This window comes from Amycolatopsis sp. BJA-103 (assembly GCF_002849735.1).
In the GTDB taxonomy this organism is placed as follows: Bacteria; Actinomycetota; Actinomycetes; order Mycobacteriales; family Pseudonocardiaceae; genus Amycolatopsis.
Genome location: NZ_CP017780.1, coordinates 6,935,062 through 6,961,839, shown reverse-complemented (window position 1 = coordinate 6,961,839; position 26,778 = coordinate 6,935,062). Strand labels below are relative to the sequence as shown.

22 protein-coding genes are annotated in these 26,778 nt (G+C 68.2%); 17 read left to right on the top strand and 5 right to left on the bottom strand.

All coding sequences use genetic code 11. From position 1 onward, the window contains the following. Window positions 1-10: 10 nt before the first annotated feature. Window positions 11-1,912 carry an ABC transporter ATP-binding protein gene (locus tag BKN51_RS30845; protein WP_168214423.1) on the bottom strand — a complete coding sequence of 634 codons (1,902 nt, stop codon included), beginning with the start codon at window positions 1,910-1,912 and terminating at the stop codon, window positions 11-13. A 245-nt stretch (window positions 1,913-2,157) separates the two neighbouring features. Between BKN51_RS30845 and BKN51_RS30840 the strand changes: the two genes are divergently transcribed. The 4 genes from BKN51_RS30840 to BKN51_RS30825 are packed head-to-tail and all read left to right on the top strand — an operon-like array spanning window position 2,158 to window position 7,269. After that, window positions 2,158-2,595 carry a hypothetical protein gene (locus BKN51_RS30840; RefSeq protein WP_101610980.1) on the top strand — a complete coding sequence of 146 codons (438 nt, stop codon included), beginning with the start codon at window positions 2,158-2,160 and terminating at the stop codon, window positions 2,593-2,595. A 32-nt stretch (window positions 2,596-2,627) separates the two neighbouring features. After that, a complete protein-coding gene (boxC, locus tag BKN51_RS30835) occupies window positions 2,628-4,220 on the top strand; it encodes a 2,3-epoxybenzoyl-CoA dihydrolase (RefSeq protein WP_101610979.1) in 1,593 nt (530 codons plus the stop codon). Between the two features lie 6 nt (window positions 4,221-4,226). Continuing rightward, entirely contained in the window at window positions 4,227-5,648 is a 1,422-nt protein-coding gene (gene boxB / locus BKN51_RS30830) for a benzoyl-CoA 2,3-epoxidase subunit BoxB (protein ID WP_101610978.1), read from the top strand. Between the two features lie 19 nt (window positions 5,649-5,667). Continuing rightward, the gene (locus BKN51_RS30825) at window positions 5,668-7,269 is read left to right on the top strand and encodes a benzoate-CoA ligase family protein (RefSeq protein WP_101610977.1); all 1,602 of its coding nucleotides are present in this window, start codon (window positions 5,668-5,670) and stop codon (window positions 7,267-7,269) included. Between the two features lie 64 nt (window positions 7,270-7,333). On the opposite strand, the gene BKN51_RS30820 is transcribed toward BKN51_RS30825, so the two are convergent. Continuing rightward, window positions 7,334-7,783 (bottom strand): MarR family winged helix-turn-helix transcriptional regulator, encoded by a 450-nt coding sequence (locus tag BKN51_RS30820; protein WP_101610976.1) that lies wholly within the window; start codon window positions 7,781-7,783, stop codon window positions 7,334-7,336. A 98-nt stretch (window positions 7,784-7,881) separates the two neighbouring features. Here BKN51_RS30820 and BKN51_RS30815 point away from each other — a divergent pair, with 98 nt between their 5' ends. From BKN51_RS30815 to BKN51_RS30800, 4 genes are read left to right on the top strand one after another with little or no spacing between them, the layout of a single operon-like run. After that, entirely contained in the window at window positions 7,882-8,841 is a 960-nt protein-coding gene (locus BKN51_RS30815; protein WP_101610975.1) for a ring-cleaving dioxygenase, read from the top strand. Continuing rightward, window positions 8,838-9,443, top strand: a complete 606-nt coding sequence (locus tag BKN51_RS30810; protein ID WP_101610974.1) for an alpha/beta hydrolase — start codon at window positions 8,838-8,840, stop codon at window positions 9,441-9,443. Before BKN51_RS30815 ends, BKN51_RS30810 begins: the two co-directional genes overlap by 4 nt. A 36-nt stretch (window positions 9,444-9,479) precedes the next feature. Next, window positions 9,480-10,628 (top strand): dipeptidase, encoded by a 1,149-nt coding sequence (locus tag BKN51_RS30805; RefSeq protein WP_101610973.1) that lies wholly within the window; start codon window positions 9,480-9,482, stop codon window positions 10,626-10,628. Between the two features lie 38 nt (window positions 10,629-10,666). Further along, window positions 10,667-11,032 carry a LapA family protein gene (locus tag BKN51_RS30800; protein ID WP_101610972.1) on the top strand — a complete coding sequence of 122 codons (366 nt, stop codon included), beginning with the start codon at window positions 10,667-10,669 and terminating at the stop codon, window positions 11,030-11,032. 6 nt (window positions 11,033-11,038) lie between these two features. On the opposite strand, the gene BKN51_RS30795 is transcribed toward BKN51_RS30800, so the two are convergent. Beyond that, window positions 11,039-11,962: an AraC family transcriptional regulator gene (locus tag BKN51_RS30795; protein WP_101610971.1), complete on the bottom strand. Its 924-nt coding sequence runs from the start codon at window positions 11,960-11,962 to the stop codon at window positions 11,039-11,041. A gap of 82 nt (window positions 11,963-12,044) precedes the next feature. On the opposite strand from BKN51_RS30795, the gene BKN51_RS30790 reads away from it, so the two are divergent. Then, window positions 12,045-12,443, top strand: a complete 399-nt coding sequence (locus BKN51_RS30790) for a pyridoxamine 5'-phosphate oxidase family protein (RefSeq protein WP_101610970.1) — start codon at window positions 12,045-12,047, stop codon at window positions 12,441-12,443. Here BKN51_RS30790 and BKN51_RS30785 read toward each other — a convergent pair. After that, window positions 12,424-13,266, bottom strand: a complete 843-nt coding sequence (locus tag BKN51_RS30785; protein ID WP_101610969.1) for a maleylpyruvate isomerase family mycothiol-dependent enzyme — start codon at window positions 13,264-13,266, stop codon at window positions 12,424-12,426. The genes BKN51_RS30790 and BKN51_RS30785 overlap by 20 nt on opposite strands. 88 nt (window positions 13,267-13,354) lie before the next feature. On the opposite strand from BKN51_RS30785, the gene BKN51_RS30780 reads away from it, so the two are divergent. The 8 genes from BKN51_RS30780 (at window position 13,355) to BKN51_RS30745 (ending at window position 25,721) form a co-directional block, all read left to right on the top strand. Continuing rightward, a complete protein-coding gene (locus BKN51_RS30780; protein ID WP_101613549.1) occupies window positions 13,355-14,137 on the top strand; it encodes an Abi-alpha family protein in 783 nt (260 codons plus the stop codon). A gap of 7 nt (window positions 14,138-14,144) precedes the next feature. Continuing rightward, window positions 14,145-15,389, top strand: coding sequence for a DUF445 domain-containing protein (locus BKN51_RS30775; RefSeq protein ID WP_101610968.1), 1,245 nt, complete (start codon window positions 14,145-14,147; stop codon window positions 15,387-15,389). 242 nt (window positions 15,390-15,631) lie between these two features. Next, window positions 15,632-18,601: a patatin-like protein gene (locus tag BKN51_RS30770; protein WP_101610967.1), complete on the top strand. Its 2,970-nt coding sequence runs from the start codon at window positions 15,632-15,634 to the stop codon at window positions 18,599-18,601. Window positions 18,602-18,816: 215 nt separating this feature from the next. Next, the gene (ectA, locus tag BKN51_RS30765) at window positions 18,817-19,308 is read left to right on the top strand and encodes a diaminobutyrate acetyltransferase (protein WP_101610966.1); all 492 of its coding nucleotides are present in this window, start codon (window positions 18,817-18,819) and stop codon (window positions 19,306-19,308) included. Window positions 19,309-19,346: 38 nt separating this feature from the next. Further along, on the top strand, window positions 19,347-20,597 hold the full coding sequence (gene ectB / locus BKN51_RS30760) for a diaminobutyrate--2-oxoglutarate transaminase (protein WP_101610965.1): 1,251 nt from the start codon (window positions 19,347-19,349) through the stop codon (window positions 20,595-20,597). A gap of 34 nt (window positions 20,598-20,631) precedes the next feature. Then, window positions 20,632-21,021 (top strand): ectoine synthase, encoded by a 390-nt coding sequence (locus BKN51_RS30755; protein WP_101610964.1) that lies wholly within the window; start codon window positions 20,632-20,634, stop codon window positions 21,019-21,021. 24 nt (window positions 21,022-21,045) lie between these two features. Next, window positions 21,046-21,945: an ectoine hydroxylase gene (gene thpD / locus BKN51_RS30750; RefSeq protein WP_101610963.1), complete on the top strand. Its 900-nt coding sequence runs from the start codon at window positions 21,046-21,048 to the stop codon at window positions 21,943-21,945. A 986-nt stretch (window positions 21,946-22,931) separates the two neighbouring features. Next, on the top strand, window positions 22,932-25,721 hold the full coding sequence (locus BKN51_RS30745) for an AfsR/SARP family transcriptional regulator (RefSeq protein ID WP_101610962.1): 2,790 nt from the start codon (window positions 22,932-22,934) through the stop codon (window positions 25,719-25,721). Between the two features lie 277 nt (window positions 25,722-25,998). Here the strand turns inward: BKN51_RS30745 and BKN51_RS30740 are convergent, their stop codons facing one another. Continuing rightward, entirely contained in the window at window positions 25,999-26,649 is a 651-nt protein-coding gene (locus tag BKN51_RS30740) for a hypothetical protein (protein ID WP_101610961.1), read from the bottom strand. Window positions 26,650-26,778: the final 129 nt, after the last annotated feature.

Here is a 26,778-nt window from a genome sequence, read left to right as displayed (position 1 = left end):
GACAGTGTGACTACTCACCGCGATACGCGCGAGCCTGGATCTCGTAGAGCTCGTGGTAGAGCCCTCCTTCCTCGATGAGTTCGGCGTGCGTGCCCTGCTCGATCAGCCGCCCTTTCTCCAGTACCAGGATCCGGTCCACCGAGCGGATGTTGGCCAGCCGGTGGGTCACCAGGATCGTCGTGCGCCTGCCCGCTCCGGACGCGCTCGCGTGCCGCAGCCCGGCGAAGACCCGTGCCTCGGCCTTCGCGTCGAGCGCGGCCGTCGGCTCGTCGGCGACGAGGACGGCGGCGTCACGGTAGATCCCGCGTGCGATGCCCATCCGCTGCCATTGCCCGCCCGAAAGGTCCTGGCCGTCGTTGAACTTCTTGGACAGCACCGTTTTCTCCTTGGCGGGCAGGGATTCGATCACCTCGTCGGCGCCGGAGGAGGTGATCGCGTCGTGCCAGGCGGCGCGTTCCGGGTCTTCCCGGCCCAGTCTGCCGACGGTCACGTTGTGCTCCGCGGTCATCGGCCATTCGGCGGGATCCTGCGCGATCACGGCGATGTTCGCGTGCACCGATTCGTGATCGGCGTCCGCGAGATCGACGTCGTCCCAGAAGACCTTCCCGTCGGAAGGCGGGTACAGCCCGGTGAGCAGTTTGCCCAGCGTGGTCTTGCCCGAGCCGTTCTCGCCGACGAGGGCGATCACCTCGCCGCGCCGGATGGTCAGCGAAACCTCGCGCAGCGCGGGGTTTTCCTGGCCGGGGTAGGTGAAACTGACGTTCTCCAGCCGGATCTCCGCCGGATCCGGCGGTGCGACGACCCCGTCCTTCACCGGGCTGCGTTTTGCGGATTCCAGCAGCAGCCGCTGGAAGAAGGCGATGTAGAACGACTCCTCGTACATGGCGTTCACCGCGCGCATCGTGACGGACAGCGAGTTCGACGCCGTCCGCATGGCGAGCGCGGCCGTCCCGGCGAGGGCGAGTTCCATCTGCCCGCTGTAGAGCAGGAGACCGAGCACCAGATACGCGATCGCGGTGCCCAGCCCGGCCGCCGCGCGCCCGGTCAGTCGGACCAGGTTGCTGCGATGCGCGAGCTGGACCTCCTTGCGCATCAGGCTTTCGGTGATCCGCCGGTACTCCTGCAGCAGCGGCTCCTGCAGCGTGAGGGCGTGCCGTTCGAGGGCGAAGGCGCGCCAGGTGGCCACCTCCTCGACGATCCTCTTCCGGATGTTCCGGCCGACGGTGTCGAGATAGTGCCGGTAGTTCAGCCGCGCGACCTTGGCCGCCGCCCAGCCGTCGGCCGCCGCCGCGAGCAGCAGCACCGGCGCGAGCCACGGATTCAGCAGGCCCGCCGCCACCAGCGCGGCGATCAGCGAGATCAGCGCCGACGTCAGATCCGCGATCCAGCGCAGGCTCATCTCGATCGACCGGACCCCGTCCCGCGCGCCCTGCCTGGCCAGCTCCCGGAAATCGGCGTCCTCGAAGGCCAGCAACCGGACCCGGACCATGGCGGCGGTGACCTCGTCGCCCGCCGAGGTCACGACCCGCGGCCGGAGCGTGCCCTCGACCGCGGCCACCGCCGTGTCCAGCAGCGCGCGCAAGGCGTACGAGCCGATGACGATCGCCAGCGCGGGCAGCGATTCCAGCACCCTGTCCGGGGTCGGCCCGTTCTCCAGCAGCGCGGTGAACACGTTCGCCGTCGCCAGCAGGCCGAACGCCGTGACACAACCGGAAAGAACGTGGACGACGCCGGCGAGCAGGGTCAGCCGCGCCGACGTCCGCCAGGCCAGCCGCAGCACGATCGCCACGGCGGACGGGAGCGCGCGGATGGCCTTGACCATCCCCGCGTCGGCCACGGTCTCGTCGGGCGTGGCCCACTCGGGCATCTTCAGGTTCTCGACCCCGATCAGGGGCACGGTGGCTTCGGGCACTCCTCCTTCTCTACGCGCCCCCACCGACATTTCCGAGGCCCTTGCCGACGGGGCGCCGCACCCAGCACCGTCGCGCGTGCAATGAAAGGCCCGTTACTTGCAAATTTTGCAAGTAACGGGCCTTTCATTGCACGCGCAGGGCCGGTCTCGGGCGCGACAGAGCGGGACGAAAGTCCCCTTCAGCTCCCACCCACCATGAGCTACTCTCTCGCTAGAGCGATCTATCAAATCGCAAGGGGGCGAACATGGAAGCTCTTCAGGACCGGGGACTCACCGCGCTGCGGCTGATCCTCGCCTTCACGCTGTTGTCCACCACGCTGCACTACGCGCACAACGTGATCAGGGCGGCCGACTACCCGCAGGTCGAGGGCCTCCCGGTCGGCGTCGTCGCCGCTTTGGTCGCCGTCGCGTACGTCGTCCTGACCACGATCGGCCTGCTCGGTTACCGCGACTACCGGCGCGGACGCTACTGGCGGGCACTCGCGTTCCTGATGGTCTTCTCGCTGTCCGGGCTGGCGAGTCTCGGTCACTTCCTCGTGGCCGTGCCGCAGATCCCGGCCTTCTGGTTCGCCACGATCTACACCGACACCGCGGCGGCGCTGCTGCTGTGGGGCTTCGTGACGTGGGCGGCGGCGAAGCTCAACCGGGTGACCACGCCTGACCAACTTTCTACACAACATTGACGTTAATCAGTGCAATGTAGACAATCGGAAGGGTGACGCGGACCACAACGGTGACGTTCGAACGTCATCCCGGCGGCTACCGGCACTGGAAACTGTCCACCGGCGGCGACGTCGCGTGGCTCGAACTCGATGTCGACGCCGACGGGGGTCTCGTACCGGGTTACGAGCTCAAGCTCAACTCGTACGACCTCGGCGTCGACATCGAGTTGTACGACGCGACGCAACGCCTGCGGTTCGAGCATCCCGAGGTCCGCGTGGTCATCGTGACCAGCGCGAAGGACAACGTCTTCTGCGCCGGAGCGAACATCCGCATGCTGGCGTCGTCGTCGCACGAGTGGAAGGTGAACTTCTGCAAGTTCACCAACGAGACCCGCAACGCCATGGAGGACGCCACCGCGCACTCCGGCCAGCTGTACGTCGCCGCGGTCAACGGCACCTGTGCCGGCGGCGGCTACGAGATCGCGCTGGCCTGCGAAAAGATCCTGCTGGTCGACGACAACTCCTCGACCGTCGCGCTGCCGGAGGTGCCGCTTCTCGGCGTCCTCCCCGGCACCGGCGGGCTCACCAGGGTGGTCGACAAACGCGGCGTCCGGCGGGATCTCGCCGACGTCTTCGCCACCCGTCCCGACGGGGTGAAGGGGCGGACGGCCGTCGACTGGCGGCTCGTCGACGAACTCGTGCCGCGGCAGGGGTTCCGCGAAGCCGTCCTGGCCAGGGCCAAGGAACTCGCGCGGACGAGCGAGCGGCTCGACGGCGAAGGTGTCGAGCTGACTCCGCTCACGCATCGCTACGTCGACATTTCGCTGAGCCCGGACGAAGCGACCATCACCGTCAAGGGGCCTGAAGACGACGGCGGCTGGCTGCTGGACGTCACCCGCGAACTGGACGACGCGATCCTTCGTCTGCGCACCAACGAACCCGAGCTCGGCACGTGGGTGCTCCGCACCGAGGGCGATCCCGCGAAGGTTCTGGAGCACGAGCGCGCCGTGTTCGACGCGAAAGACTGCCTGAGCAACGAAATCGTCCACTACTGGAAGCGGACACTGAAACGGCTCGACGTCACCAGCCGCAGTCTCATCGCGCTCATCGAACCCGGCAGCTGCTTCGCCGGGCTTCTGCTGGAACTCGCGCTCGCCGCGGACCGGCAGTACATCCTGGACGGCCCGCCGATCGACGACGAAGACAGCGAAGAACGCGCGTCGATCATGTTGTCCGAAGCCAACTTCGGCCGGCTCCCGATGGGCAACGGCCTGTCCCGCCTCGAGTCCCGGTTCTTCGGCGACCCGGGCCACGTCACGAGACTCGAGGACGAGCGCGGCAAACCGTTGAGCCCGGCGGAGGCGAACGACCTCGGCCTGGTCACCGACGCCCCGGACGACCTCGACTGGGAGGACGAGATCCGGATCGCGCTGGAAGGCCGGGCTTCGCTCAGCCCGGACGCCCTGAGCGGGATGGAGGCGAACCACCGGTTCGTCGGCCCCGAAACACTGGAAAGCAAGATCTTCGGCCGCCTGGCCGCCTGGCAGAACTGGATCTTCACTCGTCCGAACGCATCCGGTCCCGAAGGCGCGTTGCGTCGTTACGGTACTGGTCAGAAGGCCGTCTTCGACAGGAAGCGGGTTTGAAAACCCATGTCCACCAAGATCGATTACGACGCCAAGATCCCCAACAACGTCGATCTTTCCGGTGATCGGCGGCTCCAGCGGGCGCTGGAGGGCTGGCAGCCGAAGTTCCTGGACTGGTGGGGCGAGATGGGCCCCACGCTGCGGACCGAAGGGGTGTACCTGCGCACCGCGGTCAGCGTCGGCAGGGACGGCTGGGCGCATTTCGACCACGTCAACGTGCCCGACTACCGCTGGGGGATCTTCCTCGCGGAGCGGGATCCGGACCGGGTGATCACGTTCGGCGAGCACCAGGGCGAACCGGTCTGGCAGCAGGTCCCCGGCGAGTACCGCGCCGACCTGCAGCGGCTCATCGTCATCCAGGGCGACACCGAACCCGCGTCGGTCGAGCAGCAGAAGCTGCTGGGGCTCACCGCGCCGAGCCTTTACGATCTGCGGAACCTCTTCCAGGTCAACGTCGAAGAAGGCCGTCACCTGTGGGCGATGGTGTATCTGCTGCACGCCTACTTCGGGCGGGAAGGCCGTGACGAAGCGGAAGGTCTCCTGCTCCGGAATTCCGGAAGTCCGGACGCCCCGCGCATCCTCGGCGCCTTCAACGAAGAGACCGCGGATTGGCTCGCGTTCTACATGTTCACCTATTTCACCGACCGCGATGGCAAATATCAGCTCGGCACCCTCAAGGAAAGCGGCTTCGACCCGCTTTCCCGCACTTGTGAATTCATGCTCAAGGAAGAGGCGCACCACATGTTCGTCGGCACCACCGGGGTCGACCGGGTGGTCACCCGCAGTGCCGAACTGATCCGCGAGCACGACACCTTCGACATCGCCGGGCACGGCGGGATCCCGCTGGAGGTCATCCAGCGTTACCTCAACTTCCACTACACCGTCTCGCTCGACCTGTTCGGCAGTGAGACCTCGACCAACGCGGCGAACTACTACACCGCCGGGCTCAAAGGCCGCTGGCAGGAGACCCGCCGCAAGGACGACCACAAGCTCACCGACGCCGCGGGATCGCTGCCCCGGCCGAGGGCCGACGGCACCTGGGGGACCGACGAGCTGCAGGCCATCCTGCTGCTGAACCTCGACCTGCGGGAGGAGTACCGCGCCGACTGCCAGACCGGGGTCAACCGCTGGAACAAGATTCTGGACGAGGCCGGAATCGACTTCCGATTCGTCCTCCCGCACCCTGGATTCAACCGCGAAGTCGGCATAAACTCCGGCCACCATGTGACGCCCGACGGCACCGTTGTCGACGAGCGGACCTGGCTGGCCGGCAAACGCAGGTGGCTGCCCACTCCCGAAGACCTGACCTTCGTCCGATCGCTGATGCACCCGGTGTACGAGCGAGGAAAGATCGCGAGCTGGGTGGCCCCGCCACGCCAGGGCATCAATGGGAAACCGTTCGATTACGAATACGTTTACCTGAGCTGAGCCGATTGAAGGTGTGCCCGTGACCGCTGCCGCTACCGGGTTCAACGCGGCGAGCTACCTGCTCGACCGGCATCTCGCGGAAGGGCACGGGGCGAAGGCCGCGGTCGTGTCCCCGCGGCGAAGTCTCACCTACGCCGGGCTCGCGGCCGAGACCCGCCGGGTCGCGGCGGGACTGAAGGCGATCGGCGTCCGCCCCGAGGAGCGGGTCCTGTTCTGCATGGTCGACGACGTCGAGCTGCTCACCGGGATCCTCGGCGCGATGCTGGCCGGAGCGGTCGCGGTGCCGGTGTCGACCATGGTCACCGGGCTGGACCTCGGCAAGGTGCTGGCCGATTCGCGGGCCAGGGTCCTGTGCGTTTCCGGCGAGTTCGCCGCGCAGGCGACGATCGCGCTCGGGCTGGCGCCGGAGGTCACCGACGTCGTGCTCGACAGGGCCAAGGCCGCCGAACTGCCGTCCGGGGTCCGCGCGCACGACTGGAGCGATCTGTCCACAGTGGACGAGAGCGGTTTCGAACCGGCGCCGACCTGGGAGGATTCGCCCGCGCTCTGGCTGTACACCTCGGGGACGACGGGCAAGCCGAAGGGCGCGATGCACCGGCACGCCGGCATCCGCGCGGTCTGCGAGACGTACGCGCGCGACGTGCTGGACACCGGCCCGAACGACAGGTTCCTTTCCGTCCCGAAGCTGTTCTTCGCCTACGGCCTGGGGAATTCGGCGTTCTTCCCGCTCGCGGCCGGCGGGACGGCGCTGCTCGAACCGGCGAGACCGACCCCGGGGCTGATCGCCGCCAGGGCCCGCGCGGAGCGGCCGACGTTGTTCTTCGCCGTCCCGACCTTCTACGCGGCGCTGCTCGCCAGCGACATCCCGGACGACACGTTCGCCTCGGTGCGCCAGGCGGTTTCGGCGGGGGAACCACTGTCCGCCGTGCTGTACGAACGGTTCCGCGACCGGTTCGGCGTCGAGATCATCGACGGGATCGGCTCGACGGAGGCGTTGCACATCTTCCTGTCCAACCGGCCGCGTCAGGTGCGCGCCGGCAGCACCGGGGTGCCGGTGCCCGGCTACGAGGTCGCCCTGCGCGACGAACACGGCGAGCCCGTGCCGGACGGGCAACCCGGTGAGCTGTACGTCGCCGGGCCGTCGATCGCGACCGGGTACTGGGCGCGGTACGAGACGACGAAGCAGGTCTTCCAGGGCGAATGGCTGCGGACGGGCGACAGTTTCGTGCGCAACGCCGACGGGAGCTACACCTGTCTCGGGCGCTTCAACGACATGCTGAAACCCGGCGGGATCTGGGTGTCTCCCGCCGAGGTCGAGGACAGGCTGCTGCAGCATCCGGCGGTCGCCGAGGTCGCGGTCGTGGCCGCCTTCGACGCCGACGGCATCGAGAAACCGGTCGCGTGCGTGGTCGGCGTTCCCGGCGAACGGCTGGACGCGGACGAGCTGATCGACTTCTGCCGGTCCGGGCTGGCGTCGTTCAAACGGCCGCGAGGCATCGTCGAGCTGGGCGAACTGCCGAAGACGGCGACCGGGAAGATCCGGCGCAACGTCATCCGCGAACTCGTGCGGGACATGTACGAGGTCCGGGCGCCCGCCGCCCCGCCGCATTTGGTCCTCTAGTCGCGGTACTTGCCCGCGCGACTACCGCAACCAGAGGACGAAACGCGGAGGCCAGAACCGGAGTTCAAGACCCGTTGACCGTGCGCAAGGTGCGCATGGCCTCGGCGAGACCGGGCGCGTCGTCACCTAGCGGAGCCAGGACGATGCGCCGCAGGATCTCCGCGCACGCCTCCCGGGCCTGCTGCGCGACGTCGAGACCGTGCTCGGTGAGCGCCGCGAACGTGACGCGGCGGTCGTCCGGGCTGGGCACGCGGCAGATCAGGCCCGCGGCCACCAGCCGGTCCGCGACCTTGGTGAACCCGCCGCTGGACAACGCCGCCTCGACGGCCAGCCGCGTCATCGGCATCCGGTGCTCCGGTGATCGCACGAGCCGCAGCAGGATGTCGAACGACGCCGGCGCCAGGCCGAAGCGTTCGGCGATCTCGCCCATCAGCTTGTTCTGCGTGGCCAGGTAGCCCTCTATCACCAGGCCCCACCACGTGACCACTTCGTCGTCGTTCGGTTCCGTTGTCACGCGGGCGAGGGTACACCAGGAACTCTTCCAGGAATATATCTTGCGCGCGAGAGGTTTTCGGGTTAGCTTGAGTTCACCGGACCTCGGAGGAGGGCACCATGTCGATCAAGACTTCGGGCCTGCACCACGTCACCGCCATCGGTGGCGATCCCCAGCGCAACGCGGACTTCTACACCCGGGCCCTCGGCCTGCGGCTGGTGAAGACCACCGTGAACTTCGACGACCCCGGCACGTACCACCTCTACTACGGCGACCAGTCCGGCAAGCCGGGCTCGCTGATGACGTTCTTCCCGTGGAAGGACGCGCCGAAGGGCCGTCACGGCACCGGACAGGCGACCACGACGTCGTTCTCCGTGCCGGAGGCGTCGCTCGGGTGGTGGAAGCAGCACCTCGCCGAGAGCCGCATCGAGACCAGCCAGATCCGCAACTCCGACGGCGAGGAGACGCTCACCTTCCTCGACCCGGACGGACTGAAGCTGGCGCTCGTCGCGCATCCGCAGGGCGACCCGCGCGACCCTTGGGACACGAAGCTCGTCCCCGCCGAGCACGCCATCCGCGGCCTGCACTCCGTCACGCTCTCGGTGTCCAAAGAGGACGCGACCGCCGGGATGCTGACCGACGGCCTCGGCTTGGCCTTCGAGCACCAGGAGGGCAACCGCCTGCGGTTCTCCGCCGGTGAAGGCGGCCCTGGAGCCCTCGTCGACGTCCTCGTGACGCCGGACGCCCCGCGCGGGCTGGTGGCGTCGGGCACCGTGCACCACGTCGCCTGGCGCGCGCCGGACGAGGCGACCCAGGCCGCTTGGCGCGACGAACTGATCGACGACGGTGTGAACGTGACGTCCATTTTGGACCGCCAGTACTTCCGCTCGATCTACTTCCGCGAGCCGGGCGGCACCCTGCTCGAAGTCGCGACCGACGAGCCAGGGTTCGCGATCGACGAGCCGCTGCTCGAACTCGGCCGCGCGCTGAAGCTGCCGCCGTGGCTGGAGCCGAAACGCGAGGACATCGAGGCGATGCTGCCGAAGCTGGACCTCCCGAGCGAGAACAACCCGCGATGAGCACCTTGGACCACAAGTACGTCGAAGGGTCGCCGGACGAGCCGGTGCTGCTGCTCCTGCACGGCACCGGCGGCGGACCGGACGATCTCGTGCCGCTCGCCCGTCAGCTCAGCCCTGCCTCGGCGCTGCTCGCGCCGGCCGGGCCGGTGTCGGAACACGGTGCGGCACGGTGGTTCCGGCGGCTGGCGGAAGGCGTTTTCGATCACGAGGACGTCGCCTTCCGCGCGAACCAGCTGGCCGACTTCGTGGTCGCCTCGCGCGAGCGGTACGGCCTCGGTGACCGGCGCTTGGTCGCCATCGGGTTCTCCAACGGCGCCAACATCGCCGCCGCGGTGACCCTGCTGCGCCCGGACGCCGTCGGAGAGGCCGCGCTGTTCGCGGCGATGTCTCCGCTCCCGTCGCCGCCGCGGCACGATCTGTCCGGTACGCGGGTCTTCCTGTCGAACGGCGAGCAGGATCCGATGGCGCCGCTGGCGTCGGCGGAGGCGCTCGTCCGCGACCTGCGCGAGCGCTCCGCGGACGTCGTCGCCCACCGCCATCCGGGCGGTCACCAGGTGACGGGCAACGGTTTGGTCGCGGCCGCGGGGTGGCTCAACCCGTAGCGGTGAGAGCAAAGTAGCCGAACGTAACATCGGCGGATGACTAACGGTGACCTCGTCCGGGCCCAGGCCCTGCTCGAAACGGCGCTCCTCGCGGACGGGCACAACGACCTGCCATGGGAGCTGCGGGTCACGACCGGGCCGGATCCGGTCCAGGCCGTGGCGGGCACGGATCTCACGGTCCGCCAGCCGCATCTGCACACCGATTTCCCGAAGCTCGCCGAAGGCAGGCTCGGGATGCAGTTCTGGTCCGTTTACGTGCCCTGCCAGTTCGAAGGGCACAGTGCCGTCACCGCGGTTCTCGAACAGATCGAGATCGTGCACCAGATGATCGAGCGGTACCCGGACAGGCTGGCCTTCGCCGACACCGCCGATCAGGCCGAGGCCGCCTTCCGCGACGGCAAGATCGCGTCGCTGCTCGGCGCCGAAGGCGGCCACAGCATCGCCGAATCCCTTGGCGTGCTGAGGATCCTGCGCCGTCTCGGCGTCCGTTACATGACGTTGACGCACAACTACAACACCACCTGGGCCGACTCCGCCACCGACGAACCCGCGCACGGCGGGCTCACCGAGTTCGGCCGTGACGTCGTCCGCGCGATGAACGAGATCGGCATGCTGGTCGACCTCTCGCACGTCGCGCCGAGCACGATGCGCGCCGCGCTGGAGGTCAGTTCCGCGCCGGTGATCTTCAGCCACTCCTCGTGCGTCGCGATCAACGACCACGCCCGCAACATCCCCGACGACGTCCTGGAGACCCTGGCGGCGAAGGACGGCGTCGCGATGGTGACGTTCGTGCCGGGCTTCATCTCGCCGAAGGTCTCCGAATGGGACGACCAGCTGCGCCAGGACATGGACGCCGCGGGCAAGGACTACCGGAACATCGACCAGCGCTCGAAGTTCACCGCGGAGCGCGGCGGCCCCGAGAAGCCGAAGGCGGGCATCGACGACGTCGTCGCGCACATCGAGCACGCGCGTGAAGTGGCCGGTGTCGACCACATCGGCCTCGGCGGCGACTACGACGGAGTCGCGACACTGCCCGAGGGCCTCGAAGACGTTTCGAAGTACCCGGTGCTGTTCGCCGCGCTGATGGAACGCGGCTGGAGCGACGAGGATTGCGCGAAGCTGGCCGGGAAGAACACCTTGCGCGTCCTGCGCGCGGCGGACGAGGTCACCCGTTCGGACGCTTGAGAGCGCGATCAAGGCGACTTCGGCGGACACTGTCCTGCATGACTCAGCCGCAGGAGGGTGCCGCCGAGGTTCCGGTCGAGCCCGTCTCACCGCCCGAAGCCGCTGGCGGCGCGCGCCACAGCGGCAAGTTCGACGCCGGCCCGAAACTCAAGCGCACGCGGGTGAGCGGCACCTGGATCGCCGTCATCGTGGCGCTGATCCTGCTGGTGTTCCTGCTCGTGTTCATCCTGCAGAACCAGGACACCGCCACCGTCCACTTCCTCGGCATGTCCGGCAGCATGCCGCTGGCCGTCGCGATGCTGTTCTCCGTGATCGCCGGTGGCGCCGTGGTCGCGCTCGTCGGCGGTGCCCGGATCCTGCAGTTGCGCAAGCAGGCCAAGAAGTCCCGGCATCAGCTCCGCTGACGTCTGTCAGAGGACAGCGCCGCGCCGGAACTCGCTGGGGTTGACGCCCCGGACCCGTTTGAACGCCGCGCTGAAGCCGAACGGGTCGGAGTAGCCGACGGTGCGGGCGATATCGGAAATGGTCGTGGATTCCTTGCCAGCCAAGAGATCCGCCGCGAGGGTCATCCGCCAGCGGGTGAGGTAGGTCAGCGGTGGCTCACCGACCAGGTCGGCGAACCGCTTGGCCAGCGTCGACCGTGAGACCCCGGTCCGCCCGGCCAGCGAGCCGACCGTCCACGGCGCCGCCGGCTCCGCGTGCAGCAGGCGCAGCGCGTCGCCGACCACGGGATCCCGCTGGGCCGCCCACCACGCCGGGGGCTCGCCGCCGGGCCGGTCGAACCATTCGCGCAGGGAGCAGACCAGCATCCAGTCCAGCAACCGGTCGAGGACCACCTGCTGACCGGGCGCGTCGACGGCGACCTCGGCGGCGAGGTGGTCCAGCACGGGATCGCCCGCGCCCCCGGCGTCCACGCGCACCACGACGGGCAACGCGTCCAGCAGCGGGCGGCCGATCTCGCCGCCGACCGGATACGCGCCGACGATCAAGGTCGTCTCGCCGCCGGGTTCGTCGGCCCAGCCGAGGCGGTGCCGGGTCCCGCCCTGTTCGGGCGTCGCGCAGTGCTCGCCGCACGCGATCGGCTCGGCGAGGGTGCCGACCTCGTCGACGAAGGTGAAAGTCCCGGGACCGCGCACGATGATCGTCTCGCCCGCGCGAAGCGGCTCGGGCGGAGCGTCTTCGGGCACGACCCAGCCCGCCCCGGTGAGGACGGCGCACAGGGTCAGCGGCGCGCCGTCCACGAAGTGCAGCGACCAGGGCGGTGACAGGGCCGAACTGCCGAACAACGAGCCGTGGGACCGCACCCCACGGATCAGGTCACTGAACACGTCCACGCCACCGACGTTAGACGAATACACAGGCGATCCGGCTTTTCGCCTATGGGCACGTCCAAGCGGGCCGTGTTGAATCGAGCTCATGTTGACCGCCGAAGACCTGGAATTCCTCCGCCGTCCCCTGCACGGGTTCCTGACCGTGGCCGACGGGCCGGTCCGGCCGGTGTGGTTCGAAGCCACCGGCGAGGGCACGGTCCAGTTGTTCACGCCCCGGGACTCGCCCAAGGTGCGGCGGCTGGACGGCGATCCCCGTGCCTCGATCATCGTGGCCGCGCCGGTGGGCGAGCGCGAACGCTGGGTCTCCGTCGCGGGTCGCGTCACCGTGGAGCAGGACGGGGCACACGAGCTGGCCGCCCGCCTCGGCGCCCGTTATTGGGACCTCGACGACCCGGCACACTCCGGCGAACTCGCCGGGATCCAGGAGCTGGATCTCGTCCGGCTCGTCATCCACCCGGAGAAGGTCAGTCGCTACTCGTTGTGATGATCGACGTCATCCCGAGCACGGTGGCGCAAACGTTTTCGTCGCCCTTGGCGGTGACCCGGTCCCGGTCCGCCGGGTTCCGGGTGCACAGCCGCCAGAAGGTGTCCGCGTCCGTCGTCACCGAGGCCAGCGGCGCGCGCGACGTCGGCGCGACGCGATCGAGCGACCAGCCGTCCGAGGTCCGCTGCGCCGTCCACTTGCCGCCGCCCTGGCCGGTGACGGTGTAGACGACCTGACGTCCGGTCCGCGTCTCGACGTCACGCAGCGTGTGCGGCAGTGCCCGGACGAAGGTGTCGACCACCGGCCCGCGGAAGTCCCGTTCGTCGAGCGTGCGGGCACCGACGGCCTCGCGGATCTGCTGCTGGTGCACCCAGAACTCGGTGTACTCGCGGGCGACGTCGAGCCAGACCGGCGCCGGTTCGTCCCCGGCCCAGCTCACCGGCTCGCCGAGCGCGTCGAGGTCGGCGCGGCCCCATATCTCGGCGAGCTGCGAGGTGCTGTCCACCAGCATCGCGAACAGCACTTCGGGGGACAGCCGACGGCACGCGACCACCCATTCGTCGTTGATCCGGTCGATGAACTTCGCGAAGTGTTCGCCCTCGCGGGGCGCCGTCGTCCGGTAGCCGTCGCGATCGCGCGACAGCCTGCCGAGCTTGCCGCCCAGGATGTGGGCGGCGAGATCGTGCACCGTCCAGCCCGCGCAGACCGTCGGCGCGGCCCACTGCTCCGCGTCGAGACCGGTGAGGACGTCGAGCAGGGCTTGCTCTTCCCGCGCGAACAGCGGGAGGACGTCGATCGGCGGACCCCAGCGCGTGAAGCTCATGTATGCATCCAAACACCCGCGTCGATCACAATTTCGGCCGTTCGGCCTACTCGCAGGTAGCATCAGCGCGAACGTGAGGGGAGTGCCCGTGAGCAACGATCGACCCGCCGGTGACGACCTGGCCGCTTTCGCCAAACGCGCGGGGCAGCTGGCGGGCTGGGCCGCCCGCACGGGCATGGAATTCACCCGCAAACTCCCCGGCGTCGACCTCGCGGAACAGGTCATCAAGCAGGGTGAGCGGCAGCTGCTTTCGGAGCTGCGCCGCCGTCTCGACGAGGTCGACGACCCGTACCACGCCGCGCTCACCGCCGCGTCCGCGATGAACCGGCCCGACGCCAACGGCTCGCGCCCGGTCGAAGCGACCATCACCCTCGTGCACACGCGTGCCCAGCTCGAACCGCTCCGCGCCGCGATGGCCGAACTGCTCAACCACTCGATCGGCTTCGGCCGCGAGCGGGCTCGCGAGTACCTCTACGCGATCATCCTGCGGCAGCTGACGCCCGACGAAGCCCGCATCCTCTCCGCGCTTTCCGACGGCTCGCCGTTCCCTGCCGTCGACGTCGCCGAGCGGACCAACCTCGGTGGCGCCGGGCGGGTAGTGCTCCGCAACGCCTCCACCGTCGGCAAGGCCGCCGGGGTTTCGCTGCCCGACCAGGTGCCCGGCTACCTCACCAGGCTGATCGGGCTCGGCCTGGTCGAGCTGGACGAAGAGGTGCCCTCGCTGGAGACGCAGTACGAGATCCTGCTGACCGACGAGACCGTCCGCGAGGCGGAGAAGTCGGTCAAGCGGGCCAAGTTCGTCAAGCGCACCGTCCACATTTCCCGGCTCGGCGCCCAGTTCTGGCAGGCCTGCGACCCGAGCGCCGGCTGACCCCGGCATGGGTGCCTTCCTCGACGGGATCCTCGCCGACTTCGCCGAGCATTGGCCGATCTACGTCTCGATCCCGATCGTCGCCGCCCTGATCGGCTACACCACCAAACTCGTCGCGATCCGGATGATGTTCCAGCCGGTCGAATTCGTCGGGATCAAACCGTTCCTCGGCTGGCAGGGCATCGTGCCCAAACGCGCCGCGCGGATGGCGAGCATCGCCTGCGACACGATGACCGAGCAGCTGATCAAACCGGCGGAGGTCGTCGCCAGGCTCGATCCGCAGAGAATCGCGCGGGAGATCGAAAAACCGCTCCAGGCCGCGGTCGAGGACATCGTGCGCGACGTCGCCGGTCACTATCAGCCGGGGCTGTGGGAATCGCTGCCGGTGGGGATGCAGCGGCTGGTGATCCAGCGCGTCCAGGCCGAGACGCCGAAGATGGTCGCGGCCGTGCTGGAGCTGATCAAGTCCGATGTGGACAGTGTGTTCGACCTCAAGGGCATGGTGGTCACCGCCCTGGTCAAGGACAAACGGCTGCTGAACCGGATCTTCCAGGAGGCGGGCGACAAGGAGTTCAAGTTCATCGCCCGCTCCGGCATCTTCTTCGGCGGGCTGATCGGCGTGATCCAGATGATCGCGTGGCTCCTGTTCAAGTTCCCGCTGATCATGCCGCTGTTCGGCCTGTTCACCGGCTGGTTCACCGACTGGCTGGCGCTGCGGATGATCTTCTACCCGATCGAAGAGCGCCGGTACTTCGGCGTGCGCTGGCAAGGCCTGTTCCTGAAGCGGCGCGGCGAGGTCGCGGAGGCGTACGGCGCGCTGATCGCGAAGGAGATCATCACCCCGCACAACGTGATCGAGGCGGTGCTGCACGGGCCGCTGTCGGACCGGGTGCTCGGGCTCATTCAACGTCAGCTCGACGAACAGCTCGGCCGCCGCGTCGGCGTCGGGAAACCGCTGGTCGTGTTCGCCGTCGGCAGCAGGCGGTACCAGGACATGAAGCTGAACATCGCCGAGAAGATCATGGACAAGCTGCCGGAGACCATGCGGTACATCGAGGACTACGCGAACGACGCGATGGACATCCGGAACGTGCTGGTGACCAAGATGAAGGAACTGTCGCCGCGCGAGTTCGAGGGTCTGCTGCGGCCGGCGTTCCAGCAGGACGAATGGATCCTGATCGCGACCGGCGCCGTCCTCGGCTTCGCCGTCGGCGAGGCGCAAGTCCTCCTCCTGGAACACTTCGCCGCCTGAGCCCCCTTCTCCTCTCCCGCGTTTCGTCCTCTGGTTGCGGTACTTGCGCGTGCAACTACCGCAACCAGAGGACTAAACGCGCCGGTGGCAGGGGCGTGTATCCAGGGGCAGCGATCGGGCACCTGATTGCGAGGGCGTGAAATTGCCCTTACGGGTGAACGAATCTCGGCACCAACGGCGGTACGCCGACTCGCCCGTCCGGTCTAAAGTGCTCGTGCACTTAAGCCTTGGGGAGGGCGCACATGGCCGACGCGGGGAGCCCGTGGCCGCAGGAGATCCGGCTGGCGATGACCATGGTGGGCGGGGCGAGCCTCGCGGTCTGGATGGGCGGGGTCGCCACCGAGACCTCACATCTGCTGCACGCGTCGAGAACGCCGGAATCCGAGGGGCCGTACCGCGCCCTGCTCGATCTGCTCAACGCCACGGTTTCGCTCGACGTGCTCACCGGCACGAGCGCGGGCGGCATCAACGCGGCGTGCCTCGGGCTGGCCGAGGCGTTCCGGTCGAGCCCGCAGGTGCTGCGCGACACGTGGATCAGCACGGGGTCGCTCGACAACCTGATCCGCGACCCCGGCGAGAAGGAACCGCGCTCGCTGCTCGACGGCGACAAGGTGCTCCTGGCGGATCTCAAGGACGCGCTGCACCGCATCACCGACAAGGCCACGGTCAAACCGGACTGTCCCGACATCACCGTGCTGCTCACCGGCACGATGATCGACGGCGAGACGACCAGGTTCGACGACGCGCTCGGGAACCTGGTGCGGGACACCGAGCACCGGCTCCTCTTCCGCTTCGATGGTCCTTTGTGGACGGATGACGTCGTGGGCCCGCTCGCGCTCGCGGCGCGCTCCACCGCGTCGTTCCCCGGCGCGTTCGAACTCTCCCGCATGCCGATCGGCGAGAAGACCGGGCCGCTGCATCCGGACATGACCCGGTACACCGACGTCACCCGGTCGCATTGGCTGACCGACGGCGGCGTGCTGCTGAACAAGCCGCTGCGCCCGGCGTTGCGGGAGATCTTCGAACGACAGTCGCATTCCGACGTCCGGCGGCTGCTGCTGTACGTGGTGCCGACGGCGGAACGCGAAGCCGAGCGGGTCGAGGTCGATCCGGACCGGCCGCCGCTGCTGGGCAGCGCGATGAGCAAGGTCGTCGGCACCGTCCTGAGCCAGACGATCAGCGCCGAGCTCGAGGATCTGACCCGGCACAACGACGCTGTCGTCCGAACCAGGGGAACTCGCGTTTCCCTTGCCTCGATGGGGGTTCGCGGCGGTCCGGACGCGCTGGTCGACCAGCGGCTGATGAACGACTACCGCGATCGGCGGGTCCAGGAGGACGCCACCGCGCTGGTCCGTGAGGCGACCCGCAGGCTCTCTCTGTCCGATGTGGAGGATCCGGGCCGTCAGTGGGCGTCCGGCACGGCGGCGCAGCTGCGCGCGGCCGCGGCGGAGGGACTGCGCGACGGCCTGCCCACCGCGCCGCCGAAGGACACCTGCGAACTCCAGGACCTGGTGGCCTTCCGGACCACCGCGCTGGACGATTCGGTCGCCACCGGCCTCCAGCTGGTGAACGCGGGCTTCCGGCTCGACCCGGCGCCGGAGCAGGCGGTGCAGCTCAACCGCTGCCGCGTGCTGCTGCACGAGGCGCGGCACAAGGCCGCGCGCGGCGAGCGGCTCGCGGGCTGGGTCACCGAACAGGATCCGCCGGACGCCAAGGTCACGCTCGCGGCCTGGATCGAGGGCCTCGCCAAGAAATGGGCCGCAAGGGGCCGGTCGGACACCCTGAAGGAGGCGTGGCCGATCGTGGTCGCCGCGCTCCGTCAGGCGACGCCGATCCTTTTGCCGCTGGCACAGGCGAAACCCGACACCGAAGCCGCCGACACGGTCACCACGCTGCTGGCGTGGACCGGGCTCACCTCCGGCGACGACAGCGCCGGCGACTCGGTCGTCACCTCGCGCCTGGTGCGCCTGCACATCGCGACCCGGGGGCTGCTCGCGCAAGCGCCCTCGGTCGACCAGCGGGTCGACCTCGTCCAGGTGAGCGCGGATTCGCGGACGCTGATGGACATGAAGCGGCGCCGTTCGTGGGACAAGCTCACCGGCATGCAGGCCGACTACTTCGGCGCCTTCTACAAGGCGTCGTGGCGCGCGAACGACTGGATGTGGGGCCGGGTCGACGGCGCGGGCTGGCTGATCCAGTGCCTGCTCGATCCGAAACGCCTGCGGCTGCTGCGCGACGTCGTCGGGCGGGAGGCCTTCCGCAAGCAGGTCCGGGAAACGTTCGAGAAGATCGGATGGCGGCGGCCGGGCACCGAAGACGGCCTGTCGCAGGAAGAAGCGGAGTCGTTGCGCGCGCAACTGGCCGGTGAACTCGCTTTCCTCGGCCTCGACGGCGAACTCGGTGACGTGGAGAAGGAAACCGAGCTCCCGATCAGCATGCCGGTGACGGCGATGGTGCTCGCCAGGGTCCGCCAAGCGGAGATCGCGCGCGAGGAACTGCCCTGTGTCGGCCTCCACTGTGGACACGACGCGAAAACGGCCAAGGGGAACGGGAAACCGTCGGAACGGTTCCGGCGCCTGATCGAAAACGAACCGGAGACCGACGAGCAGACCCAGCGCGCGTTCCAGGCGTGCCAGGTCTCCGGCGAACGGTTCGACCACGAACGCGGGACGATGCTGCTGACGAAGACGCTGGTCAAGGCGGGTGCCGCCGGGATCAACGCGGCCGCGGGGGCGACCAGGGTGCCGAAATCGGTCCAGCCCGCCGCGACCTTCGCCAAGGCCGCGAGCCGCAGCGCGTGGTGGATCACACGCGGCGCGGCCACCCTGCCGTCCCCGTGGAACGTGCTCGCCGCGCTGATCACCGTGCTGGCCGGGTTCGTCATCGGCGGCCAGGGCGGGCCCGTCCTGCAGTGGGTCGGCGTCCCGGTGGCCGCGGGCGCCATCGTGTTCCTGGTGGTCAGCCTGATGACGTTGCGCAAGACGTGGCGGATGGTGCTCACGGTGCTCGCCGTGCTGGTGGGAGCGGGTCTGCTGTTCGCCGCGTTCCTGCCACCGGTCCGTGATCCGCTGTTCGGCTGGCTCGGCGGCGTCGTCGCGGGCTGGCGGCGCGGCGAGGCGCCGGTCTGGTGGCTGGTGGTCTGTCTGCTGATTCTGCTGCCCGCCGTCTGGACGCCGCTGGGTTCCGTATTCCGGCGGCGCCACCGCCGCTGAACCGCCGAATTGTGGCCTGGTCCTGCGACCGAGTGGTAACGGTTGGTATCGTCACATCCAGTGAGACCGCGACGAAGCGGCCTTACCCACCAGTGCTGCGCTTCAAACGTTACCGTTACCTTTGTCACGTGTGTTTCAGGGTTGTTGCAGGTAGCCGCGTTGCCGCCGCCGCGCTGATCTGACCGCGCCCGAATCCTCCGGTACGTTTCTTGGACATGTCCGGAAAGCACTTGATCGAAAACCCGACCAAGGCAGACGGTGCCGCGCTCTGGAGAATCGCCCGCGATTCGAAGAAGCTCGATCTCAACACGCCTTACGCCTATTTGCTGTGGTGTCACGATTTCGCCGACACCTCGGTCGTCGCGAAAGTCGACGACACCCCGGTCGGCTTCGTGATCGGGTATCGGAAGCAGGACACCGGCTTCGTCTGGCAGGTCGCGGTCGACGCGTCCCAGCGCGGAAAAGGCCTGGCCGGGGCACTGCTCGACGAGCTGTTCAGTCAGCTCACCGCCCAGGGTGTGCGGTACCTCGAAACCACGATCACGCCGGACAACGAGGCTTCGATCCGGTTGTTCGCCTCGTTCGCCAAGCGGTGGAACGCCACTTTGGAACGCCGGGATCTGTTCACCGCCAAGGATTTCCCGGCCGAGGACGGAACGCATGAGCAGGAGGACCTGTACCGAATCGGTCCGCTCAGCAGTCAATAGAACGTAAATCCGGGGATCCCAGGGAGAAAGAAAACGTGATGAGCATTTTCGAGGAACTCGAATCCGAAGTACGCAGTTACAGCCGTGGCTGGCCCGTGGTGTTCGACCGGGCCCAGGGGAGCTACCTGTACGACGAGGACGGCAAGGCCTACCTCGACTTCTTCGCCGGTGCCGGCGCGCTCAACTACGGGCACAACAACCCGGCGCTCAAGCGGGCCCTGATCGACTACATCGCCCGTGACGGCGTCACGCACGCGCTCGACATGTTCACCGTGGCCAAGCGGGACTTCCTCGAGACCTTCAAGGAAAAGATCCTCGCGCCGCGCGAACTCGACTACAAGGTCGTCTTCCCCGGCCCCGGTGGCGCGAACGCGGTCGAGGCCGCGCTGAAGCTCGCGCGCAAGGTGACGGGCAAGGAATCCGTCATCAACTTCACCAACGCCTTCCACGGGATGACGCTGGGTGCCCTCTCGGTGACCGGCAACTCGATGAAGCGCGGCGGCGCCGGTGTCCCGCTGGTGCACGCCACCCCGATGCCGTACGACAACTACTTCGACGGCTCGATCCCGGACTTCCTCTATTTCGAGAAACTTCTCGAAGACTCCGGAAGCGGCCTGAACGAGCCCGCGGCCGTTATCGTCGAAGGTGTGCAGGGCGAGGGCGGCATCAACGCCGCGCGCATCGAGTGGCTCAAGGCGCTGGATGATCTGTGCAAGAAGCACGGCATCCTGCTGATCCTCGACGACGTCCAGATGGGCTGCGGCCGCACCGGCCCGTTCTTCAGCTTCGAGGACGCGGGCATCAAGCCCGACATCGTCTGCCTCTCGAAGTCCATCGGCGGCTACGGCATCCCGATGGCGCTGACGCTGATCCGCCCGGACCTCGACGTCTGGGAGCCGGGCGAGCACAACGGCACCTTCCGCGGCATCAGCCCGGCGTTCGTCACCGCGACGGAGGCGCTGCGCGTCTACTGGAGCGACGACGAGCTGGAGAAGTCGACCAAGGCCAAGGGCGAGCGCATCGCCGCCGCGTTCCAAGGCATCGTCGAGGCGTACCCGGACGCGAACCTGTTCGCGAAGGGCCGCGGCCTCGCCAGGGGCCTCGAGTTCGCCAACGGCGACCTCGCGGGCAAGGTCTGCGCCGCCGCGTTCGAGCGCGGGCTGCTGATGGAGACCTCCGGCCCCGACGGCGAGGTCATGAAGCTGCTGCCGCCGCTGACGCTCACCGACGAAGAACTCACGAAGGGCCTGTCGATCATCGACGAGTCCATCGCCACCGTCCTGAACTGACCGCCCTCAACCGAGAACGAGAAGGAGTTTTCCGTTGCTTGTCCGAACACTCGACGAGGTCACCGACACCGACGCCGACATCAAGACCCCGAACTGGCGCAGCAAACGCATCGTGCTCGCCAAGGAGGGCGTCGGTTTCTCGGTGCACGAGACCACGCTTTACGCCGGGACGGTCAACGATTTCTGGTACGCGAACCACATCGAAGCGGTCTTCATCACCTCCGGTGAAGGCGAGCTCGAGAACACCGCGACCGGCGAGATCTTCCAGCTGAAGCCGGGCACGTTGTACCTGCTGAACGATCACGACAAGCACCAGGTCCGGCCCAAGACCGAGATCAAGTGCGTCTGCGTGTTCAACCCCCCGATCACCGGCCGCGAGGTCCACGACGAAAACGGCGTGTACCCGCTCGTAACCGAACCCTAAAAATCGCTCGAGGAGGCGACTGCATTGACGCTGACCGACACCCGAGTCGACGACAGCTACCCGACGCGTGTCACGGGCAAGCCCGAACACCTGCCCAGGACGCACCCCACCGTCTGGGGCGGCGAGGCCGACGGTCCCATCGACGCGGCCACGCTCGCCAACCACGAAACCCGTGGTTACACCGTCGTCGACCAGCTGTTGTCGCCTGGCGAGATCCAGACGTACTGGCAGGAACTCGTCCGCATGTCGTCGGGGGACCACCGCGACGACGAGCGCGTCATCACCGAGGCCAAGACCGGTGAGGTCCGCTCCATCTTCGACGTCCACGAGACCAGCGAGCTGATCGCGGAGCTCGTCCGCGATCCCCGCGTGCTCGACCGGGCCCGGCAGATCCTCGGCTCCGAGGTCTACATCCACCAGAGCCGCGTGAACTACATGCCCGGCTTCAAGGGCACCGGGTTCTACTGGCACTCGGACTTCGAGACCTGGCACGCCGAGGACGGCATGCCGGCGCCGCGCGCGGTCAGCTGCTCCATCGCGCTCACCGACAACTACCCGTTCAACGGCGGGCTGATGGTGATGCCGGGTTCACAGCGGACCTTCGTCCAATGCGCCGGGGAAACCCCCGAGGACAACTACAAGAGTTCGCTGAAAGAGCAGCGGGTCGGTGTTCCCAATGAGGAAGACATCACCAAACTCGCCGCCGAATACGGAATCGACCAATTCACCGGACAGGCCGGTTCGGCGCTCTGGTTCGATTCGAATGTGATGCACGGTTCGTCGAACAACATCACCCCGTACCCGAGGTCGAACATCTTCATCGTGTTCAACAGCGTCGAGAACGCGCTGCGGGAGCCGTTCGCCGCGATCGAACCGCGCCCGGCGTTCATCGCCGGCCGCGACTCGACACCCCTGTCGCGCTGACGAACCCGCAGGTAGCGAAGGCCATGACGGGGCGCCTGTAGCCGACGGTGTGCGCCCTGTTACGTTGTCGCCTACGTGAGCGGGCCAGTGGGCTCGCTCACGTAGGTGTTGTCGACGGACGAACGGGTTCTTCGCTCGGGGTGAGCCCACCCGGACGGACGTGGACGCCGATGTCCGGTGTGGGTCGCGCCCCCAGGCGGCCCAAATCGGACATCCCCCGGCTCCGTGCCATCAGATCGGGACTGATGGCACGGGGCCTTATTTTTTTGCCGGGTAGGGCAAAGATGGTGTGGTACGCGCGATCCACCGGGCACCCCGCTCCGCTGTTCCCAGTCTCATGTTCCCAATGTCGCATTTGAGACGCTCAGCGTCTCAAGTGCGACATTGGGAACATCGGCCGCGGAGGACCGCGAGCCACTGCTCACGATCTGTCACCGCCAGCCACGCGAACTGCCTGTTGAGCGCGCGAGAGGTTACCCAGGGTGAGGCTGTGTGGAAATAGGGACGTTCAACGTCCCTATTTCCACACAGCCCTCGCGTCGCCGGCGGTTCGGCTGTCGTGATCGGACCGGTCATACAGGGACTGGGCGGACGTCACAAAGGTTATTTCCGCGCGCTGACGAAGACGTTTCGCAGGGCGCCAGATGGTGGTCAAGCTGCGGATTCGTGGTCAGGGCGCCCTACAAAACGTCTTCGTGGGCCTTCGGCCTGAAAGAGGGCGCGCGGGGTGAAGTCTCCCCGTCGCGCTGGCGCGCTTCCGGGGAGACGAGTCCGCCGGTCACTTCTCCTGAGCTCACGTGAGCGTCCGGGATTCCGAAGCCCCCAATGTGGCATTGGGGACGCTTGGTGGCCCCAATGTGGCATTGGGGGCATGGGGGGTCGCCGCCCGCTATGTCTCTCTTCCCTCGCGTTTTCTGGTTGGCGGCGTCTTCGCGCGGTAGGTTGGCTACTCCGGTAAGGGGAGAGATCGGGGGAGGGGGTTTGTCATGGGCGAAAGCGGTTCCCCTGCCCGCTTCCAACTCCTCGGTCCCGTGCGGCTCCTCGACGGCGAACGGCCGGTCCCCGTCGGCGGTCCCGGCGTCCGCGGACTGCTCGCGCTGCTGGCCCTGAAAGTCAACAAAGTCGTCGGGCTCGACGAGATCATCGACGCGCTCTGGGGGCACGACCCGCCCGCCACCGCCCGCACGATCGTCCACGGCAACGTCTCCCACCTGCGGCGCGTGCTCCGGGACATCCAGGGCGACCATCCGCGCGGCGCCCAGATCCTCACCGCGCCGCCCGGGTACCAGCTCACCGTCGAACCCGGCCGGATCGACGTCCACCGTGCCCGGTCGCTGCTGGAGCGGGCGTCCACCGAAGACCCGGACAAGGCGTCCGAGCTGCTCGCCGAGGCCCTCGCGCTCTGGCAGGGACCGGCGCTGGCCGGAGTGCCGGGGTCCGTCCGCGCCCCCGAACTGGAGGACCTGCGGCTCGCCGTCCACGGTGCCAGGGTCGACGCGGATCTCGAACTCGGCAGGCACGCGGAACTGATCGTCGAGCTCAGCCCGCTGGTCCGGGCCAAGCCGCTCGCCGAACGCACGGCCGGTCAGCTGATGCGCGCGCTCTATCACGCCGGGCGCCGCGGTGACGCGCTCGAGCTCTATCGCACGGTGTCCCGGGCGACGCTGCGCACGCTCGGCGTCGAACCCGGCGCGGATCTGCGCTGGCTGCACGAACGCGTCCTGAACGACGACCTGCCGGTCAAGGTCGTCGAGGACGCGAAAGCCGAAGCGCATCCCGTCCAGCAGTTGCCGCCCGCCGTGCCGAGCCTGGCCGGGCGCGAGGCCGATCTCGCCTGGCTCGACGATCTCGCCGAGCGGGCCGAAGCGGGCGAGACCGCGGTCGGCGTGGTCTCCGGGACCGCGGGGATCGGCAAGAGCAGCCTGGTGGTGTGGTGGGCGCATCGCGCCGCCCGCCGCTTCCCCGACGGCATCCTTTTCGCCTCGCTGCGGGGTTTCGACCCGCAGCACCCGCCGCTGGAGCCCGCCGATCTGCTCACGCAGTTCCTGTTCGGGCTCGGCGTCCCCGCCGACGGCATCCCCGAGCAGGTCCACGAACGCATCGCCCTCTACCGCTCGATGATCGCCGGTCGCCGGATGCTGGTGATCCTCGACAACGCGCGTTCGGCCGATCAGGTGCGGCCGCTGCTGCCGCCCGGCTCGCGGTCGATGACGCTGGTGACCAGCCGCTCCAGGCTCGACGGACTCGCCGTGTCCAACGCCGCCAAACTGCGTGTCCTCGGCACGCTCGCGCCCGGTGACGCCGTCCGGCTGATCGAGGAACTCGCCGGGCCGGCCGGATTCGACCTCAACCACGCGCTCGCCCGGCTCTGCGGTTATCTCCCGCTCGCGCTGCGGATCGCGGGCGCGCGGCTCGCCGCCAGCGCGCAGTGGTCCGCGCAGGACCTGGTCGACGAACTCGGCAACGAGCGGACGCGGCTGGCCGCCCTCGACGTCGAGGGCCCCGACGACGGGGTCCGCGCGGCGTTCGACGTCTCGTTCCGGGGGCTTCCCACCGACGTCGCGAACACGTTCCTGCGGCTCGGCGTGGTCCAGGTCGTCTCGGCCGGTTCTCATCTGACGGCCGCGATCGGCGACATCACCGTCGGCGAGGCGCGGCGGCATCTGCGGGTGCTCGCCGCGCACAACCTGCTCGCCGAAACCGGCCGCGATTCCTTCGTGCCGCACGACCTCGTCCGCCTGTTCCTGCGCGAGCTGGCGGAGAACGAACTCGACGAGGAAGACCGCGAAGACGTGCTGTCGCGGTCGGTGCGGTTCTATCAGGCCGTCGCCGACCGGGCGCGGCGGAAGATGCTGCGGATCGTCGACCCCCTCGACTTCACCGACGCGTTGAGTGACGCGCAGATGCCGCCGCTGAACTCCTTCGCCGAAGCGCAGGACTGGTTCACCGCGGAATGGGCGAACCTGCTGGAGGTCCTCGAAGCCGCCCGTGCCGGCGGGCGCCACGACGACGTCTGGCGGCTGGCCAGGGTCGCGCACACCTATCGCGCGGTGTACCCGTTGCTGGACGACTGGAAGCGGCTGGTCGAGATCGGGCTGGAGGCCGCCGAGCGGTCCGGTGACGTCCTCGGCCGGTGCTGGATGCTGATTTCGCGCTGCGCCATCGCGCTCACCTTCGAACTGCCGCAGGGCTGCCTCGCCGACGCCGAACGCGCGCTGGAACTCGCGAGCGCGATCGGCGACAACCGGCTGATGGTCTCGGCGAACATCCATCTCGGCTGCGCGCTGACTCTCCTCGCCCGGTACGACGAGGCCATCGCGACGCTGCGGCAGGCGGTCGAGGAGACCGACCGGACCGGAGACCTCGAACTGCGCGGGCAGGCGCTCAACAACTGCGCGGAGGCCGAAAAGCGGGCGGGGCGGTTCATCGAGGCGATCGGGCACCAGATCGCCTCGCTGGAGATCGACCGGACCCTCGGCGACGAAAGCTACGTCGTCGTCTCGCTGAACAACCTGGCCGAACTGAGCATGAGGATCGGCGAACTCGCCGCCGCCGAGCGATACGTCTGGGAAGCCGTAGACCTGACGATCAGCAGGCGGTTCGTCCTCCAGGAGGGCGTGCTGAGGCTGACACTGGGCAGAGTGCTGCGGGCCGGGTCGGATGTGGACGGTGCCCGCGAGCAGTTCGCGATCGCGCTGAAGATCCTCTCCGACGCCAATCCGAAGCTCGCCGCGCTGGTCCGCGCGGAACTCACGGACCTCGGCGAAGGTCCGTGAGTGATCCTTAGCGGATTCTTAGTGGCCTCGCCTCTTGCGCGCGTAGGGTCCGTTTCAGCGTCGATCGAGCCCTAGGGGAGGGGCATTCGGTAGGGATCGGCGCTCGGGCGGACCCTTCGGGATCCGTTTGAAGAGCCGCCAGGAGCGGCTCGTGGCGGTCCGGCCGGTGGAGGTGGGGGCGATACCGGCCGGCCGCCAGGCGGCCTTCCCGCGTTCAGTCCTCTGGATGCGGTGGTTGCGCGTGCAAGTACCGCATCCAGAGGACCGAACGCGGAGATCAGCCGGTGCTCGCGGTGCACAGGGCGATGGTCTGGCCCTTGTTTTCCGCCACCTTCTTGCCGTTCACGAGGATCGTGCAGGCGATCTGGTTGCTGACCGACGAGTTCCGGGTGTCCGCGGTGACCGTGAGCATGTAATCGCCCGAGTTGAAGGACGCCGTGCCGCGCCATTCGTCGGTACTCGCCGGAGTCGTTTCGGTCCGCTGGTCGTTGAGCGCGCCGAACCGGACGGTCGCGCCGCCGGACGCGCTGACGACGAACTCGACGGTGTTCTTGTCCCCGGAGACCGCCGGGATGTGCAGTCCCGACTGACCAGTAGCAAAGAAGTTGGTGTAGACCAGTAACCCGGTTGCGGCCAGCAAACCGGCGAGGGAAAGCGCGAGCCCCGCGACGCCCATTCCCTTCTTGTCCGCTTCGCCCTTCTTGATTTTGGTCAAACCGATTACGGAAAGAATCATTCCGACTACGGCGAGCGGCCAGGCGGCGACCCCGGCGACCGGGACGAAGGCGACCACGAGTGCCGCGAGTCCGACCAGGAAACCGGCGATGACCAGGCCGTTCTTGGGCTTTCGGTGCCGGGTCCCGTGTGTGGCGAACCCCGGGCCGTAGCGGGTGGCGGGCGGGTGCGGGAGAGGTGGATCGGTCGGCATACGTGCCCTTTCGGAGGCTTCCGTCCGAAGACGTTAACCCATCGTTCGGGGCAATGGCCGAAATTGTTACCTGCCGGAAAAAGTCATTATTGAACGATGATCATGCGGTTATCGATATTTTCTGACGAG